Genomic DNA, 16,852 nt, shown 5'->3' on the forward strand with positions numbered 1-16,852 from the left:
CGGAGCCCAGGAGCGCGTCCCCCGACCGCGCTCCCGGTCCGGCACCCGCTACCCGCGCGCCATGATCCAGGCGAGCAGGTACGAGCGGGTGTTGCCGGTGTCGATGTCCTCCGCCGGCAGGTCCCGCGCGGCGGCCAACGCGACCGTCGCCTGGCTGCCCGAGGCGAGCGCCCGGTACATGAGCAGGTAGTCCCCGAACTGCACCGCGTAGTCGCCCTCCGGCACGGCCTCGTCGAGGACCCGGGCGATCTGCCGCTTCCCGCCGGCCGCGACGTACTCCGTCGCGACCGCTGGCATCGGGATGAGCTCGATGCCGGCCGGTGCCGCCGGGTCCGCGCTGAACCACGTGGCGTGGTCCCGTTTGCCGCCCCAGTTCAGCGAGACGATCGTGTGCTCGAACCCGGGGAACGCGCGCAGGTCCGGGTCGAGCACGTCACGCTGGGCAGACACGGCCTCGTTCGCGAGCAGCCAGCTGCCGAGTTCCGCGGTCGACCGGGAGCCGGAGACCGTCCCCCAACGGGCGAGCCCGTTCCAGGCGGACACGGCCTCGGACGAGGACTCCTGGTTGTTCCCGTCCGCGAACGGCGAGTACCCGGAGGCCCACGAGTGCTGCGCGTACGGGTCGTACACGCGGAGTTCCGGGAAGGACGCCGTCGCCTCCGGGGACGCGATGTCCGCGGCGACGAGGTCGAGCACGGGCGCCCACGCCGCGACGAGCTCGTCCGACCCGTCCGCGACGATCGCCGCTGCGGACAGCAGGTAGCCGTAGTGGAAGTGGTGGTCGTTGAACTCGTCCGAGCCGTAGGAGGGCGCTTGGCCGACCAGGCCCTTCACGGTGTCGTCGTACCGGAAGCACCGCGTGCCGCTGACGCCGCAGCCCTCCGGATCGGTCCACTGGTCGATCTGCGTGACCAACTGCTCCCGCAGGCCCGCGGCGACGTCGTCGAGGTCGAGCTGCGTGGCGAGCCGGTACAGGTTCGCGACCCGGTACAGGTCCTTGCCGCCGCCGTAGCTGTCGGCGCCGAAGGACGCCTCCGAGACCGCGCCGGCGTCCGCGCGGACCTGACCGGTCAGCTCGTCGCGTTCGGACGAGGACAGCCGGGACAGGTCCAACCGGTCGTCGGCCTGGAGGCTCGGGGCCGCGAACCGGAGCACGTCACCGGTGCAGACGGGGGCGTCCCCGGTGATGGTCGCGTAGTGCAGACCCGTGCAGTCCAGACCCGTCGCGCCCTGACCGGGCTGCGGCACGATGACGGTGTCGCCCCGTGCCGCGGTGCGGTACCCGAGAGCGGTCCGCTGCTCGCCGTGGGTCGCGGTGCCGGTCGACGAGCGGGCGAGGGTGACCTGCTGCAACGGGGACGCCGCCGCGGTGGACAGGGCACGCACCTGCTTGCCGGTCGCGTCGTCGGGCACGGGGAAGAGGACGACGGTGCCCCCGCGACCGAGCTCGATCGCGCTGCCGCTGACGTCGCCGCTGGTGACGACGCCCCACGTGCGACCGTCGGCGGCGATGGTGCCCGTCGTCGTGCCGTCGGGGCCGTCACCGGTCGCGGTGATGCTCGAGGTCGCGCGCACGGTCTGTCCGGCCTCGGCCGTGTAGGACACGAGCGGGGACCCCTGCGCGAGGACGGTGTGCCCGACGACCCGGTCGCCGTCGCGGTGTTCGACCGTCACGGACACCTGGTCGTACGCGGACACGAGGGTCCGGTCGGCGCCGAGGTCGAGCCCGACCTGCTGCACCGCACCACCGGCGATCGTCTTCTCGGTGGCGCTCACCACGGGCAGCCCGGCGGCGAACCCGTCGTCGGTCACCTGCCACGAGATCGGGGTCGGGAAGACCGGCTGCGGTGCGGCGCCGTAGACCAGGCCGGAGAACCACCGGTTCGTCGGCGGGACGAGCCCGTCGGCGAGGCGCATGGTGCCCGCGGTGGTCTTCGGGACGGCACCGAGGGCGGCCAGGGCGCGGGCCTGGTCGCGGGCCTGTTCCCGGTCCGGACCGTCCGCGGACGGTGAGCCGGTCCCGGTGGCGCGGTCCGGGCCTCCCGTCCCGGTCTCGGCGCCGGTCCCGGTGCAGGCGGTGAGGACGAGCGCGGACGCGGCCACGAGGGCGACGGCAGCGGCACGGAGCCGCACGCTCAGATCCCGATCTGACGGAGGAAGTCGCGGAACGCGTCGGTGACACCGGCCAGCCGGCCGTCGTCGCGGAGGTGCAGTGTCGCGTCCACCGGGGTGCCCGGGCTCGTGACCCCGGACGACGGCGACGCCGACAGCTCCGGGCTCTCCACGGACACGGTCGTCTTCGCCTGGCCGTCGGCGTCGGTCACGACGCTGACGTTCTTGACGGTCCCCTCGATCGAGCGGTCGTTCGGCAGGCGCAAGTCGACCGTCGCACCGTCGGTGATCCGGCCGTAGTCGCGCGGGCTGACGAGGAACTCGGACGTGACGAACAGGCTCTTCGCCTTGTGGATCGTGCCGAGCTCCGAGCCGGCCTGCACGTACCCACCGGCTTTCACGTCGAGCTTCGCGACGGTGCCGGAGACCTCCGCCTTGAAGGTGATCAGGCCGTCGGACTCGATCTCGTACGCGCTGGTGGTGGTGTCCGCGCCGACGACGCCCTTCCGGATGTCCTGGGCGAGCTGCAGGCTCTGGACCTGCATGAGCTCCTGCCCCTCGCGGACGGTGTCACCCTCCTCGACGTACTCCTCGGTGACCGTTCCGCCGTAGTCGGTGCCGACGGCGTACTCCTGCGCGGTGATGGCGGCCGAGGCACTCGTCACGGCGCTCCGCCGCTGGTTGAAGACGAGCGTGCAGGCCGCGACGACGACGAGCACGACCAGGATGCCACCGTACAGGCGGAGTCGGTTGGTCCAGGTCATGATGCGACCTCCACGGCCGTCGGGGTGCCGGAGGCGGCGCTGGCGGTGATGACGTCGCGTGCGTTCTGCAGCGAGTCGGGGCGGACGACCTGCGTCCGGAGGGCGGGCGCGGGCTCGAGGCCGGCCGTGGCGAGGACGAAGACCGGAGCGGTGTCCGCGTCACGCTCCTGCCGGGCGGCCCGCCGGTTGACCGACTGCTCACGGAACGCCGTGACGATGAAGGCGCCGAAGATGACCGAGTTCGTGATGTTCCACGCGGTGGCGAGCGTCAGCTGCCCGTTCGACACGTCACGCCAGATCGCGACGACGCTCGTCAGGGACAGGAACACGAAGACGAGCACCTGCGGCACGATGAAGTTGAACGGCGAGGGCGCCCGGCCCCGACCGGCTCCCGTGACGTGCCAGGCCTGCTCCTTCCCGCAGAGCACGTTCCACAGCGCACGGGCGTAGATCGGGAACGACACCGCGGCCAGGAGCAGGGTCTCGTACCGGAACGACCCGAGGGCGTAGAACGCCAGGACGACCTGCATGAGGTAGAAGCCGAGGTAGAACAGCACCCACTCGCCGACCCCGATCGACATGTTCATCGGGCGGAGGTCGAAGAAGATCTCGAGCGGCGGGACGAGCAGCAGCAGGCCGGGGACGATGCCGGTCAGGTAGAAGCTCGCGGTGACGAAGTACTGCAGGCGCTGGTCCATCGTGAGCTTGCGCTTCGGGTTGAACGGGAAGTGCGTGAGCAGGATCTCGAACCCGCCGGTGGCCCAGCGGAGCTGCTGCTTGCTGTACGCCTCGATCGTCTCCGGAGCGTCGCCGACCGCCAGGGTCATCGGGATGAAGACCGACTTCCAGCCGCGCTCGTGCAGGTGCAGGCTCGTCCAGACGTCCTCGGACTTCGAGTCGGTGTGGATGCCGCCGACGTCGTCGATCGCCGCACGGCGGAAGATCACGTTCGTGCCGACGCAGAAGGCCGCGTTGAACCGGTTCCGGCCGGGCTGGATGAAGCGGTAGAACACCGTCTGCATGTAGCCGGCGCCGCGGGAGACGAGGTTGTGCAGGTTGCCGTACGTCTGCGGGGTCTGCACGAACGCGATCGACTCGTCCGCGAAGAACGGGACGGTCTCGAACAGGAAGTCCTTCGCGGGCACGAAGTCCGCGTCGAAGACGGCGAAGTAGTCGCCCTTCGCGAGCGTCAGGGCGTGGTTGATGTTGCCCGCCTTCGCGCCGTTCGAGGACAGCCGACGGACGTACCGGGCACCGAGGCGGTCGGCGAGGGCGCGCACGTCGTCGCTCCGACCGTCGTCGAGGATCCACGTGCGGTGCTCGCCGCGCATCGCGACCGCGGCGGCGACGGTCGCGGCGATCTTCGTCAGCTCCTCGCCGTACACGGTGATGAAGACGTCGACGACGACCCGCTTGCCGCGGACGCGCATCGGCCAGCGGTGGCCGCGCTCGACGAGCCCGTCACGGGCGATCTCGTCGGGGTCGAAGAGCGTGTCCTGGGTGTTGTGGAACGCGAAGTCACGCGGGTCGGTACCGCCGGACAGGATCGTCCACATCGACAGCAGGGACTGCCCGACGAGGACGCTCTCCGCGATGATGACGAGCCCGTAGGGCAGGAAGTCCCCGCGGTTGGCGGGGTTGAGCAGGAACACCGCGTAGGTGACGACGCCGAGCGTCGCCAGCAGCACGATGAGCACCATGACCGGGCTGTGGGCCCGGGTGTCGCGGTTGCGGGCGGCGGCGGGCTGCTCGGTCACGTGGACGACCGGTGCGGCCGGGCGGTCGGCGCCTTCGGCGCCTTCGGGGCCTCGGGCGCCTCCGGCGACGACGCCGCCGGAGGACCGGCGACCGGTCCGGCGACGGGGCTGCCCGTCGGCGGGGACCTCGATCACGGTGCGGTCGTCGGGATCGGTCAGGGGTGCAGAGGTCGTCCGGGGTCGCCGGACGTCCGTGGGTGCGGACATGCGCGTTCTCCTGTCGGGTGTCGGAGATGTCGATCCGTGTGCTCGCGGGGCACGACGGACGACGGGTGTCGGCGACGTCGGCGACAGGATCCGGACGCGGTGGTCCGGCACGGACGGAGGCCAGGGTTCCTCGTCCGGGGCACGGTGCTCGCCGTGGGTGCGGCGTGCACCGGAGGGTCCGCCCTCGGGAGGCGGGACCGTGTTCGGTGGGTTCGGGTCGAGCTGCTGACGGCCCGCGCCGTCAGTGGTGCGATCGTACGACACGACCCGCGACCGCCATGTGACGATCGTGTGAACAGACCCCCAGGTCAGGGGGCACGGGCGCGGCGCGGCGCTGCTCGTGCGTTCCGCGGACATCGGTCCGCTTGGGCGCGTCACCGGTCCCGCACCGCAGGTCAAGCCGGCCGATGGAGCCGTTCCGCAGCGACCGACCGCACGGCGTCCGTGACGCGTTCGAGCAGTGGTGACGCCGTCGTCCACCGCTGCCACCACAGCGCGACATCGGCCCGCCGCCCCGGGGTGAGCTCGACGAGCGCACCTGAACGAAGCGCGTCGAGGCACTGCGCCTCAGGCAGGAGCCCCCATCCGAACCCGAGCTGCACCGCGCGCGCGAAGTCGGCGGAGTTCGGGACGTAGTGCCGTGGACCGCGCGGCGCGTGCCCGAGGACCCGCCGGAGGAATCCCTGCTGCAGGTCGTCGTCACGGTCGTAGTCGACGAGCGGTACCCGGTCGAGTCTGGCCGTCATGCGCCGCTCGGTGTCGGCGCCGTCCAGGTACCGACGGACGAAGGACGGCGCGGCGACCGCCCGGTAGCGATCGACGCCGAGCGGGACGGAGGAGCAGCCCTGGACCGGTGCCGCCTCCGCCGTGACCGCCGCCATGACCGTGCCGGAGCGCAGCAGTTCGGCCGTCCGGTCCTGGTCCTCACGGTGCAGGTCGAAGACCACCTCGGTGTCGTGCCGCACCAGGGCGAGGGCGTCGAGGAACCACGTGGCGAGCGAGTCCGCATTCACGGCGAGGGGGATCGAAGGGGTGTGTCCCGCCCCGTCGGCGCCCGGCATGGCGAGTGCACGCGAGGTCTCCTCGTCGAGCAACCGCACCTGCCGCGCGTGCCGGAGCACGACCTCACCGTCGGCCGTGGGCGTGATCGGGGTGGTCCGCTGCAGCAGCACCCGCCCGACGAGTTGCTCCATCGCCTTGACCCGCTGGGAGACCGCCGACGGCGTGATCGACAGGGTCCGCGCGGCCGCGTCGAAGGTGCCCGTGTCGACGGCGGCAAGCAGTGTCTCGAGGTGGTCGCGCTGGAACTGCACCATGAGCGCAGCTTACGGCGCACCACGATCATGAGCTGTGCTGATCCAGCCCAGCACCGTACGGTTCCCCTGTGACCGCACTCCTCCCCGCTCTCTCCGGCCTCGGCACCGGCCTGGCCCTCATCGTCGCGATCGGGGTCCAGAACACCTACCTGCTGCGGCTCGCGGTCAGCGCGCGTCCGGGTGTGGTGGCGGTCGCGGTGGCCGTGTGCACGCTGTCCGACGCCGCCCTCATCGTCGCCGGGGTGCTCGGTGTCGGCGTGGTGGTCGAACGGGTGCCCGTGGCGCTGCTCGTCATTCGGTTCGTCGGGGCGGCGTTCCTGCTCACCTACGGGGTGCTCGCGGCCCGGCGGGCGCTGCGCCCCTCGGACGAGGCGATCCGGCTCGAGGACCGTGCCGCAGACGACGGCACGCCGCCCGCCCGGCTCGGCGCGGGCCGTCCGGGTGGGCCGACCATGCGGGCCGCGGTCCTGACGATGCTCGTCTTCACGTGGGCGAACCCGCACGTGTACCTGGACACGCTCGTGTTCCTCGGGTCGGTCGCGAACCGACAGGGCGTCGACGACCGGTGGTGGTGGACCGTCGGCGCGGTGGCGGCGAGCTGCCTCTGGTTCGGTGCGCTCGGGTTCGGCGGACGGCTGCTGCGACCGCTGTTCGCGAAGCCGGTGACGTGGCGCGTGTTCGACGCCCTCGTCGCGGTCGTCATGCTCGCGTTCGGCGTGGCCCTGCTGCTCGGCGCCTGACGCCGCCGTGGCAAGGGCCGCCGCGGCGCCGCGGTTCGACGCCCGCGGTTCGGCGCCCGCGGTTCGACGCCCGCGGTTCGGCGCCCGCGGTTCGACGCCCGCGGTTCGGGCCGGTCTGACGCAACGAGAGCCGGATCGAACCACGGAACACCGTGGTTCGATCCGGCTCTCGTTGTGCGGGTCCGGTCGGCGCTGGGTCCGGTCGGCGCTGGGACAGCGACGACCGAGCGCGGGCACCGGGCGGCGGTCAGTGCTCGCCGCGACCGACCCGGCTGTGCCGACGGCTGTAGCCGAAGTAGATCGCGAAGCCGATGACGAGCCAGACGACGAAGCGCAGCCAGGTCTCGACCTCGAGGTTGAGCATCAGCCAGAAGCACAGCACGGCGGACAGGATCGGGATGACCGGGGACCACGGCACCCGGAAGGCGCGCGGTGCGTCCGGACGCGACCTCCGCAGCACGATGATGCCGACCGACACGAGCACGAAGGCCGAGAGCGTGCCGATGTTGATCATGCCCTCGAGGTTCTCGACCGGCGTGAACCCGGCGAGGAACGCGACGATGATGCCCGCGACGACCTGCACCCGGACCGGGGTCTGCGTCTTCGGGTTCGTCACCGAGAACCAGCGCGGCAGCAGGCCGTCACGGCTCATCGAGAAGACGATGCGGGACAGGCCGAGCAGCAGCACCATGACGACGGTGGTCAGGCCGACGAGCGACCCGATCGCGATGATGCCCGCCGCCCAGGGCAGCCCGACGAGGTCGAACGCCGACGCCAGGGAGGGCGCGTCCTCCTGCGCGAGCTGCTTGTACGACACCATGCCGGTGATGACGATGCTGACGCCGACGTACAGCAGGGTCACGATGCCGAGCCCGATGAAGATGCCGCGCGGCAGGGTCTTCTGCGGGTTCTCCGTCTCCTCGGCACTCGTCGCGACGACGTCGAAACCGATGAACGCGAAGAACACCAGGGAGGCGGCGGCGAGCAGGCCGAAGACGCCGTACTGCGCGGGCTCGGACCCGGTGGCGAAGGACACGAGCGACTGGGTCCAGACACTCCCCTCGGCGCCCTTCGCGGGCTCCGCCGTGGGGATGAACGGCGTGAAGTTGGCGGCCTTGACGAAGAAGGCGCCGACCACGATGACGAACAGGACGATCGCGACCTTGATGATCGTGATCACCGCGGACACCCGGCTCGACAGGCGGGTGCCGAACGCCAGCAGCGCCGTGAAGACGCCGACGATGAGCACCGGCCCCCACGTGAAGCCGATCGGGCCGAGGGCGATCGTGCTCGGCAGCGTGATGCCGAAGACGTCGAACGCGGTGCTGAGGTAGATGCCCCAGTACTTCGCGATCACGGCACTGGCCGTCAGCGTCTCGAGGATGAGGTCCCACCCGACGATCCAGGCGAGCAGCTCGCCCATCGTGGCGTAGGTGAACGTGTACGCGGACCCGGCGACCGGGATCGTCGAGGCGAACTCGGCGTAACACATGATCGCCAGGCCACACGTGACCGCGGCGAGGATGAACGAGATGATGACGCCGGGTCCGGCGAAGTTGGCGGCGGCGTTCGCGCCGACCGAGAAGATGCCGGCACCGACCGCGACGGCGATCCCCATCGCGGCGATGTCGAACGTCCCCAGCGAGCGCTTGAGCGAGCGCCCCTTCTCGTCGGCGTCGGCGAGCGACGCTTCGATGGACTTGGTGCGGAGGGCCATGGGACGTTCCCGTCATCGGAGCAGGCGGACCCCGGAAGGGTAGTGGTGTACCACGAGCGTCCGCAAATGGTGGCGCCGGTCAGGCGGTCCGCCACTCCCGCAGGAAGCGCGCACCGGCCTCGTCGTGGATGACGCCCTCCGGCGCGGTCAGCACGGGGTACGGCGTCTCCGGGACCCCGTCGGCCGGCCGGACGTCGACGTGGGCGACCCGGTGTCCGTTCGCGTGCAGCCAGTCCGCCATCGCGTAGTCACTCCGGGAGTCGCCGACCGTCCGCCACTCGAGTGGCAGGGCCCCGTCCTCGGCCAGGAGCTCGAGCGCACGCTCGGCGCCCAGGTCCTTGCCGCTCCGGTCGGACTCGATGTCCGTCGAGATGATCGTGGGGTCGACGCGCCAGTCCACCGCACCGTGCTCGTCCGGTCGCACGTCGTCGAGTCGACGGGCGCCGAGTCCCCGCCGCTCGAGCGCTGCCATCGCCTGCGCGTCGAACGCCGGCTGCCGGGCGAGGTAGGCGGCGTTGTCGACCTCGACGAGCTGCTCGATCGAGACCATCGCGCGCTTCGTCTCGTCGAAGAACACCAAGTCGGCGTACTCGTCCCGGACCAGGTCGCGCATCTCGTCGGCGAAGTCGCGCGGCAGGGCCAGGTCCTCGGCGACGGTGAGCTCACCCATGCCGTCCGGGAACTGCGGTCCGATCGAGCACCAGACGGCGCCCTTCTCGCAGATCGCGTGCACGCGACCGCCGGCCGCGAGACCTCCGGCGAGGAGCGGTCCGACGACCTGCTCACGGATGAAGGCGTCGCTCCGGCCGGTGTTGAACACGACCGGGATGCCCTCCGCGGCGAGCGCGACGAGGTCCTCGATGATGCTCGGGATCGCGATCGTCCGCGAGAGCGGGCTGGCGATCGGGCCGTCGACGTCGAGCAGGAGTCCGAGGCGGGGTGCGTTCACCCGTCCATCCTGGCGCAGGACCGCGCCGTGCAGCGCAGACCGTGCGGCTCCGACCGTCCGGTGCGACTCCGGCTGGTCAGTGGTGCTCGGGCTGGTCAGTGTTGCTCGGGCTGGTCAGTGTTGCTCGGGCTGCGTTCGCCGAGGAGGAACGCGTCCACGGCTTCCTTCAGGACGACGGGGTCCGGCACGTGCCCCTGCCCCTCGAGGACCACGGACGTGGACCCGGGAACGCTCTCGACCACCGCGCGGGCAGCCCCCCGGGCCCACACCGCGCCCGCGGTGCCGGCCGCGACGAGCACGGGGACGCCGATCGCGGCGAGCACCCGCTCGGGCACGACGAGCCCGCCGAGGACCCGGACGTCGCGACCGAGGACGCCGGCGTCGGCGAGCAGCGCCTTCCAGAGCTTCGGCTTGAGGGGCACGGCGGACACCTGGAGCATCGGCACCCCGAGGACGCGGGTCAGGTACGCACGCACCGCGGCAGCCCGTCGTCCGCCGGCGATCATCTCGTCCAGGCGGTCGGCGAACAGGACGTCGTCCGCCCGGGCGTCGGCACTCGCGCGGTAGGGCGGCTCGTAGAGGACGACCCGACCCACCGGGACCCCAGCGGCGACGGCGTGCAGGACCACGGCGGCCCCCACGCAGATGCCGAGCAGGTCGACCGGTCCGTCGGCGTCGGCCACGACCGCTGCGAGGTCGTCGACCTCGCGCTCGACGGACCACGGCCGGGTGTCGCCGCTCTGCCCCCGACCGCGCCGGTCGTACGTGACGACCCGGTAGCGGTCGGAGAACGCCGCGACGACGGCGTCCACGTACGGGGTGCCCCGGTGGTCGAAGGCGCCGCCGACGAGGACGAGCACGGGTCCCGAACCGCTCGACGAGACCGCGATCTGCGTGCCGTCCGCAGACGTCACCGATCGTCCGGTGCTGGTCGTCATGGCGTCCTCGTTCGTCCCCGACGTCGTGTGGTCCGTCCCCGGGCGGATGGCACTGGTCGGTGCCACCCACAGCTCGGGCGACGCTGATCTCGGCCCCCGCTGGTCGTGGGCCACGCCGTCGTCGCGAGTCTGACAGGCGGAGCCCCGAGAGTCACCACCCGCGTCCTGGGGGAGCGCTCTGTGATCCCTGTGGACGGCGGCACGTTTCCTGTGGACGACAGCACGGCTCCTGTGGACACCGGTGCCGTCAGACGCGGGTCAGACCAGCGCGTCGACGCCCACGGACTCACGTTCGAGCAGGGCGCGCTTGACGTCGAGTCCCCAGGCGAAGCCGCCGAGGGAGCCGTCCGAGCGCAGGACCCGGTGACACGGGACGAACAGCGCCGGGGCGTTCCGGGCGCAGACGCTCGCCGCTGCCCGGACGGCATCCGGTCGACCCATCGCGCTCGCGAACGCGGTGTACGTCAGGGTCGACCCGGCCGGGATGTCCCGCAGCCGCCGCCACCCCTCCGTGAACAGGTCGGTCCCGACCTGGTGGACGGGCACCTGCATGGCGTGGTCGGTCTCCCCCGCGTAGTAGGCGTCGACGGCATCGGCCGCGGCGACCCGTCCCTCGAGGACCCGCTGAGGCCGGTGTCGCTCGGCGATCCGGGCGAGGACCCGCACGACGTCGGCGGTCCACCCCGAGGCGAGGACCCGACCGCGGTCGTCCTCGAGCACGGTGAAGGGTCCGTCGGGGGTGGTCAGGGTGGTGCAGACAGCGTCGGTCATCGGGGGTCCTTCCCGGAGGTCGTGGAGGTCGCAGCGGTCCGGTCCATCGCGCGATCGACGATCGGCCGCCAGCAGTGCATCGTCAGGTAGCTCCGCCAGGGGGCCACCCGTTCCGACCATAGGGAGAGCTCACGCGCCGTCCCGGGCAGCCCGAGTTCCTGTGCACCGTTCCGGACGGCGAGGTCACTGTGGAGGAACAGATCGGGGTGGTGCCGCACCCGCAGTGCGACGTAGTCGGCGGTCCACGGCCCGATCCCCTTCACGGCGAGCAACCCCGATCGCAGGTCGTCGAGGGACTGGCCGCCGTCGACCACGAGCGACCCGTCGGCGAGCGCCGCCGCGACGCGCATGATCGTGTCGACGCGGGCAGCGGGGCCACGGAGGACCTCACGACCACGCTCGGCGACCACTGCGGCGCGCGGGAACGTCCGCGCGACGGCCGCACCCGGCACGAGCGCCTCCGGCACGAGCGCCTCCGGCACCGGCGTCCCGAGCGCGGCGACGAGCCGGGTCTGTGCGGTCCGCGCCGCCGCGACGGACACCTGCTGCCCGATGAGGGTGCGGAACACGACCTCGTGCGGGTCCACCGCCCCGGGCAACCGCATGCCGGGGACGCGGTCGACCACCGGTGCGAGTGCGGGCACCGCGGCGAGCGCGTCGTCCACCGCCACCGGGTCCGCGTCCAGGTCGAAGAGCGCCCGCACCCGGGCGACGAGCGTCGGCAGGTCGGACAGGTCGGTCAGGCGCACGAGCAGGTCGAGGCCGACGCGACCCCTGCCTCGCGGTGCCGTCCCACGACGACGGCCGGACCGCGACCCGACCCCGTCCTCGGCCGCGGCGGACGCGCGGAACCAGGCCGGGCCTCCCGGCAGGTCCAGCACCCGACCGTAGGACGTGACCCGACCGTCCGCCCCGGTCCCGACCTGCTCCATGCCGGGGAGCGCGTGCAGTGCATGCCACTCGAGCAGGCCCTGCACGTCGAAGGGCGGCCGGGCCGGCAGGTGCACCCGCAGTGCCCCGTCGGACCCGGGCGCCGAGCGCCGGTGGGCACGGAGCTCGGTCGGCGTGAGCGCGAAGACCTCGCGCACGGTGTCGTTGAACTGGCGGATGCTCGTGAACCCGGCGGCGAACGCGACGTCCGCGACGGGCAGGTCGGACCCGGTGAGCAGCGTCCGGGCGGTCTGCGCCCGGTGTGCGCGGCTCAAGGCCTTCGGGCCGGCGCCGAGCTCCTCGGTCATGATGCGGTTCAGTTGCCGCTCGGAGTACCCGACCCGGCGGGCGAGGCCGGGCACGCCCTCCCGGTCCACGACGCCGTCGACCACGAGGCGCATCGCGCGACCCGCGACGTCCTCGCGCAGGTCCCACTCGGGGCTGCCCGGGGTCGCCTCCGGCAGGCACCGGCGGCAGGCGCGGAACCCGGCGAGGTGCGCGGCGGCGCTCGTCCGGTAGAAGGTCACGCCGGTCGACCGCGGGGTCCTGGCCGGACAGCTGGGTCGGCAGTAGATGCCGGTGGAGTGCACGGCGGTGACGAACTGCCCGTCGAACCGGGCGTCCCGCGAGGCCGCGATGCGGTACCGCTCGTCGTGCAGCGCTCCGGCTCCGGTCGTCGTCATGCGGTCAGCCTGACACGGGCCGACGACAGCGGACTGGCGGAGATCGGACATCGCAGCGGGCGGGGGCCGGGGTGACGGGGCGACGGCCGGCCGGGAGGCACGACTACCGTCGTGCGCATGGGTCCCGGTTCCGACACGGTCGCGTCCGACGCGCTGCCGCATGCCCGCGAGGTCGAGGTCGTGATGCTCCTCGCCTCCCGGCGGCACCGCTACGAGGGACGTCCGGCCGACGGTTCCGCTCCTCCGCAGCCGGGGGAACGGGAACTCCGGGAACGGATCGACCTGCGGGCCGGACTGGGCATCGTCGGCGACCGCTACTTCGCGGCCCGGGCGCACGTGCACGCGACCGTGACGGTGATCGGCGTCGAGGGACTCGAGCAGGTCGGCCGCGAGCTCGGCACGTCGATCGACCCGTCGGCGACCCGGCGGAACGTGTTCCTGCGGGGCGTCGACGTCGAGGCCCTGCACGGCGAGCCGTTCTCGCTCGACACCGGCGACGGGCCCGTGCGCTTCCGCGGGTACCGGCCGGCGAACCCGTGCGCGTGGATGGACACGCAGGTGGCACCGGGGGCGTTCCGCGCGATGCGGGGACACGGCGGGGTGCGGTGTGACCCGGAGTCCGACGGCGTGCTCTCCCTCGGCACGGCGGTGCTCCGCACGGCCCACCCCGTCCCGGACCCCTGACCGCGACGAGGCGGCCGCGACATGCAACGTGGACGGCACCGAGCAGCGGAACACCGCTGCCGGAGACCGCCCACGTCGCGCCCCGGGAGGGGTCAGACGAGCGCTGACTCGATCGCGTCGACGAAGGCCGGCAGGTCGTCCGGCGTGCGCGAGGTGATCACGGTGCCGTTCGTCGTGTCGACCTGGACCTCCTGATCGACCCACTCGCCGCCGGCGTTGCGCACGTCGGTCTGCAGCGACGGGAACGACGTGATCGTGCGACCCGGCAGGACTCCGGCCTCGACCAGGGTCCACGGGCCGTGGCAGATCGCCGCGACCGGCTTGCCCGCGTCGACGAAGGCCTTCACGAGCCCGACCGCGGTGCTGTCCTGGCGGATGGTGTCGGCGTTGATGGTGCCGCCCGGGACGACGAGCGCATCGTAGTCGCCGGCGGAGACGCCGTCGTAGGTGGTGTCGGTGTCGACGCTCTTGCCCGGGTCCTTGTCGCCGACGAGGGTCTCGATCGAGCCGGACTCCTTCGCGGCCACGGTCACGGTGGCTCCACGCTCACGGAGCTGGTCGGTGGGGACGACGATCTCGTCCTGCTCCACGCCGTAGTTCGTCGCGATGACGAGGATCTTCTTGCCGTCGAGGGCTGCCATGGTCACTCCTTCCGCGGACCGGGGTCTCCGGGACCGCGCACACCACGGTCGTCGCCCCGCGCTGGACGCGCTCGCAGTGCGCAACCGACGCCCAGCGAGGGGTGCGCGGAGCGGACCGGAGCAACGGAGCCGTGCAGTGGTGACTCGTGGAAGTCCGCCGCCTTTGCGGGTAGTTTGGGGGAAGGCAGAAATTCTCACCGACCCCAAATGGGAAGCAAACTCATGGACGATCTCGACGGCCTCCTCGAGCAGATCCTCGCCGGACGGGCCGAGGCGAACGACCTCGAGTCCGAGTCCGTTGACTTCAAGCGAGAGCAGAAGTCGCAGCAGGACACGGCGAACGACATGGCTGACGCTGCTGCGTGCTTCGCCAACGCAAACGGCGGCACTATCGTCCTCGGCGTGGCCGACAGGGGAACCGGCCGAGACGCGTTCCTCGGCACCGCACTCGATCCTCAGTACCTCCGACGACGCATATACGACGTGACGAAGCCCTCGCTCGACGTGAGCGTCCGACCGCTCCAGTTCGCGGGCGTACAACTCCTGGTCATCGAAGTCCGCGAAGGTCTGGAGGTCTACTCATCCCGGCTGAAGATGCCGTCCAAGCGGGTCGGACACCAGTGCGAGCCGATGAGCACTGCCCAAGTGAGTCGCCTCGATGACGACCGTCGCGGCGGCGACTGGAGCGCGGCGAGTGCTGGGCGCCCCCTCTCCGACGTCGACCGCGACGCCGTCGATGCGCTCCGGTTCTACGTCCGCCGAGCGGCGAACGAGTCGCTCCTGACGATCTCGGATGCGCCTCTCCAGGATCTCGTCGGAGCCTTGGGACTGCTGCACGAGAGAGGGGACCTGAACAGAGCAGGGGCGATGCTCCTCTGCGGTCCCGACGACGGGCGCGAGGTGCTGTCGTACCAACACCGGATCTCGGCCGGAGGAGAGACAGACCTCGGACGTCGATGGAACGGGCCGCTCCTGGTCGCGTACGCCGAACTGATCGCACTCCTGGAAGCACGGATCGGGACGACTCCGGTCAACCTGCGATCTGGTCAGCAGGTGCAGATCGAGGACTACCCGCTCGCGGCCGTTCGTGAAGCCGTGACGAATGCGCTGATGCACGGAGACCATCGCGACCGTCGGCCGATCCAGGTGGAGCACTCGCCCCAGGCGCTCACCGTCATGTCGCCCGGCCCCCTCGTACCCGGGATCTCGCCGGAGAACATCCTCACGCACCCTCCGAAAGCGCGCTTCCCGGCTCTGGCGGACGCACTCCGGTCGCTGGGGCTGGCCGAGAAGTGGGGACAGGGTGTGGACCGGATGTTCCGCGAGATGATCCGGAGTGGGCGTTCCGTCCCCTTGGTGAGCGTGCGCACGGGAGACGAGCCGGAGACGATCGTGCAGCTCCTCGGCGGACCCCCGAACACACGGATCACGAAGTTCGTCGCGGACCTTCCGGAGCAGGACCAGAACGACACAGACGTCCTGCTCCTCGTCTCCTACCTCACGACGAACAGGACCGTCACGGCGGCCAAACTCGCGCAGGTCGTCCAGCGACAGGTCGATGCCGCTCAGAGCCTGCTCACCCGGATCGCGAACGACGAGGCGGGGTTCCTGGAGCCGACTGCCGGCACCAAGAACGCGCGTCATCCGACGTACCGGTTCCGTGGAGCGTCGATCGCTGCACTCGGTCCGGCGATCACGTACCAAGCGCGGCCCGACACGGACCGCGCGAAGAAGGTCACCGACCACGTGCGCGAGTACGAGACGGTCAACAACGCCACGGTGCAACGGATGTTCGACGTCGACGTCTACGCGGCGAGGGACATCCTCCGCGACCTCGTCGATCGGGATGTGCTGACCCGGGTGAGCGAGCAGCGGCGTGGCCCAGCCGTGAAGTACGGGCCGGGCCCGTCCTTCCCCCAGAAGCAGACCGGCAGGAGGGCGCGCTGATCGTCAGCCGCGGATCCGGAATCCGTCGCCCTCCGGCGTGACCGAGATCCCGTCGTACCCCGTGATGCGCGGGAGGTCGGGGGCCACGTCGGCGGCGAGCACCCCGACGGCGACCGTCGTCGCGCCGGAGGCGACCGCAGCCTCCAGGCCGGCGGGCGCGTCCTCGAAGGCGAGGCAGTCCGTGGCGGCGAGCCCGAGCAGGGCGGCCCCGCGGAGGTAGCCGTCCGGGTGCGGCTTGCCGTGCTCGACGTCCGCGGCGGAGACGAACGCGTCCGGGACGGGCACGTCCGCGGCCCGCATCCGGTTCACGGCGAGGTCCCGCGGAGCGCTGGTGACGAGCGCCACCGGCACACCGGCGTCCTGCAGCCGTCGGACGAAGGCGCCGGCACCGGGGACCTCGACGATGCCGTCGGTGTTCTCGACCTCGTCGTTCACGAGTTCGAGCGCGACCCGGCGCTGCTCGTCCGGGGACAGGTCGGGCAGGAACCGCCGGATCGTGTCGATCGTCTGACGGCCGTGCGAGAAGGCGAGGATCGTCTGCGGGTCCAGGTCGTGGTCGGCGCCGAACCGTCCCCAGGCACCCTCGACGATCGCGGTCGAGTCGACGAGCGTCCCGTCCATGTCGAACAGGACCCCGGACACCACGACGTCGATCACGTGCCGACCCTACCGCCGGCCGACCCCGGGAGGCCGTGG

Annotated in this window: 14 protein-coding genes; 3 read left to right on the forward strand and 11 right to left on the reverse strand. The window is 71.8% G+C overall.

The window, feature by feature from the left end:
• Window positions 1–48 precede the first annotated feature (48 nt).
• The 4 genes from DEJ16_RS05115 to DEJ16_RS05130 form a co-directional block, all read right to left on the reverse strand.
• Window positions 49–2,133 (reverse strand): glycosyl hydrolase, encoded by a 2,085-nt coding sequence (locus tag DEJ16_RS05115; RefSeq protein ID WP_110824289.1) that lies wholly within the window; start codon window positions 2,131–2,133, stop codon window positions 49–51.
• A gap of 2 nt (window positions 2,134–2,135) precedes the next feature.
• Complete coding sequence (locus tag DEJ16_RS05120) at window positions 2,136–2,876, reverse strand: HlyD family secretion protein (RefSeq protein ID WP_110824290.1); 741 nt, start codon at window positions 2,874–2,876, stop codon at window positions 2,136–2,138.
• Window positions 2,873–4,840 carry a cellulose synthase catalytic subunit gene (locus DEJ16_RS05125; RefSeq protein ID WP_258365831.1) on the reverse strand — a complete coding sequence of 656 codons (1,968 nt, stop codon included), beginning with the start codon at window positions 4,838–4,840 and terminating at the stop codon, window positions 2,873–2,875. Before DEJ16_RS05125 ends, DEJ16_RS05120 begins: the two co-directional genes overlap by 4 nt.
• Before the next feature lie 395 nt (window positions 4,841–5,235).
• Window positions 5,236–6,156: a LysR family transcriptional regulator ArgP gene (locus DEJ16_RS05130; protein ID WP_220032658.1), complete on the reverse strand. Its 921-nt coding sequence runs from the start codon at window positions 6,154–6,156 to the stop codon at window positions 5,236–5,238.
• A 68-nt stretch (window positions 6,157–6,224) separates the two neighbouring features.
• On the opposite strand from DEJ16_RS05130, the gene DEJ16_RS05135 reads away from it, so the two are divergent.
• Window positions 6,225–6,896: a LysE/ArgO family amino acid transporter gene (locus DEJ16_RS05135; protein ID WP_110824291.1), complete on the forward strand. Its 672-nt coding sequence runs from the start codon at window positions 6,225–6,227 to the stop codon at window positions 6,894–6,896.
• Between the two features lie 247 nt (window positions 6,897–7,143).
• Here the strand turns inward: DEJ16_RS05135 and DEJ16_RS05140 are convergent, their stop codons facing one another.
• The 5 genes from DEJ16_RS05140 to DEJ16_RS05160 form a co-directional block, all read right to left on the reverse strand.
• Window positions 7,144–8,613: an APC family permease gene (locus DEJ16_RS05140; protein ID WP_110824292.1), complete on the reverse strand. Its 1,470-nt coding sequence runs from the start codon at window positions 8,611–8,613 to the stop codon at window positions 7,144–7,146.
• 79 nt (window positions 8,614–8,692) lie between these two features.
• Window positions 8,693–9,562 carry a hypothetical protein gene (locus DEJ16_RS05145; RefSeq protein ID WP_110824293.1) on the reverse strand — a complete coding sequence of 290 codons (870 nt, stop codon included), beginning with the start codon at window positions 9,560–9,562 and terminating at the stop codon, window positions 8,693–8,695.
• Between the two features lie 95 nt (window positions 9,563–9,657).
• Window positions 9,658–10,500: an alpha/beta fold hydrolase gene (locus DEJ16_RS05150; RefSeq protein ID WP_110899785.1), complete on the reverse strand. Its 843-nt coding sequence runs from the start codon at window positions 10,498–10,500 to the stop codon at window positions 9,658–9,660.
• 258 nt (window positions 10,501–10,758) lie between these two features.
• A complete protein-coding gene (locus DEJ16_RS05155) occupies window positions 10,759–11,271 on the reverse strand; it encodes a methylated-DNA--[protein]-cysteine S-methyltransferase (RefSeq protein ID WP_110824295.1) in 513 nt (170 codons plus the stop codon).
• Window positions 11,268–12,884 carry a DNA-3-methyladenine glycosylase 2 family protein gene (locus DEJ16_RS05160; RefSeq protein ID WP_110824296.1) on the reverse strand — a complete coding sequence of 539 codons (1,617 nt, stop codon included), beginning with the start codon at window positions 12,882–12,884 and terminating at the stop codon, window positions 11,268–11,270. Before DEJ16_RS05160 ends, DEJ16_RS05155 begins: the two co-directional genes overlap by 4 nt.
• A gap of 117 nt (window positions 12,885–13,001) precedes the next feature.
• Here DEJ16_RS05160 and DEJ16_RS05165 point away from each other — a divergent pair, with 117 nt between their 5' ends.
• Window positions 13,002–13,568 carry a molybdenum cofactor biosysynthesis protein gene (locus DEJ16_RS05165; protein ID WP_110824297.1) on the forward strand — a complete coding sequence of 189 codons (567 nt, stop codon included), beginning with the start codon at window positions 13,002–13,004 and terminating at the stop codon, window positions 13,566–13,568.
• A gap of 92 nt (window positions 13,569–13,660) precedes the next feature.
• Here DEJ16_RS05165 and DEJ16_RS05170 read toward each other — a convergent pair whose 3' ends face one another.
• Entirely contained in the window at window positions 13,661–14,209 is a 549-nt protein-coding gene (locus DEJ16_RS05170; RefSeq protein WP_110824298.1) for a type 1 glutamine amidotransferase domain-containing protein, read from the reverse strand.
• 222 nt (window positions 14,210–14,431) lie between these two features.
• Here DEJ16_RS05170 and DEJ16_RS05175 point away from each other — a divergent pair, with 222 nt between their 5' ends.
• Window positions 14,432–16,156, forward strand: coding sequence for an RNA-binding domain-containing protein (locus tag DEJ16_RS05175; RefSeq protein WP_110824299.1), 1,725 nt, complete (start codon window positions 14,432–14,434; stop codon window positions 16,154–16,156).
• A 3-nt stretch (window positions 16,157–16,159) separates the two neighbouring features.
• Here DEJ16_RS05175 and DEJ16_RS05180 read toward each other — a convergent pair whose 3' ends face one another.
• The gene (locus tag DEJ16_RS05180; protein ID WP_110824300.1) at window positions 16,160–16,813 is read right to left on the reverse strand and encodes an HAD-IA family hydrolase; all 654 of its coding nucleotides are present in this window, start codon (window positions 16,811–16,813) and stop codon (window positions 16,160–16,162) included.
• Window positions 16,814–16,852: the final 39 nt, after the last annotated feature.

Source organism: Curtobacterium sp. MCJR17_055 (assembly GCF_003224335.1).
Lineage (GTDB): Bacteria > Actinomycetota > Actinomycetes > Actinomycetales > Microbacteriaceae > Curtobacterium.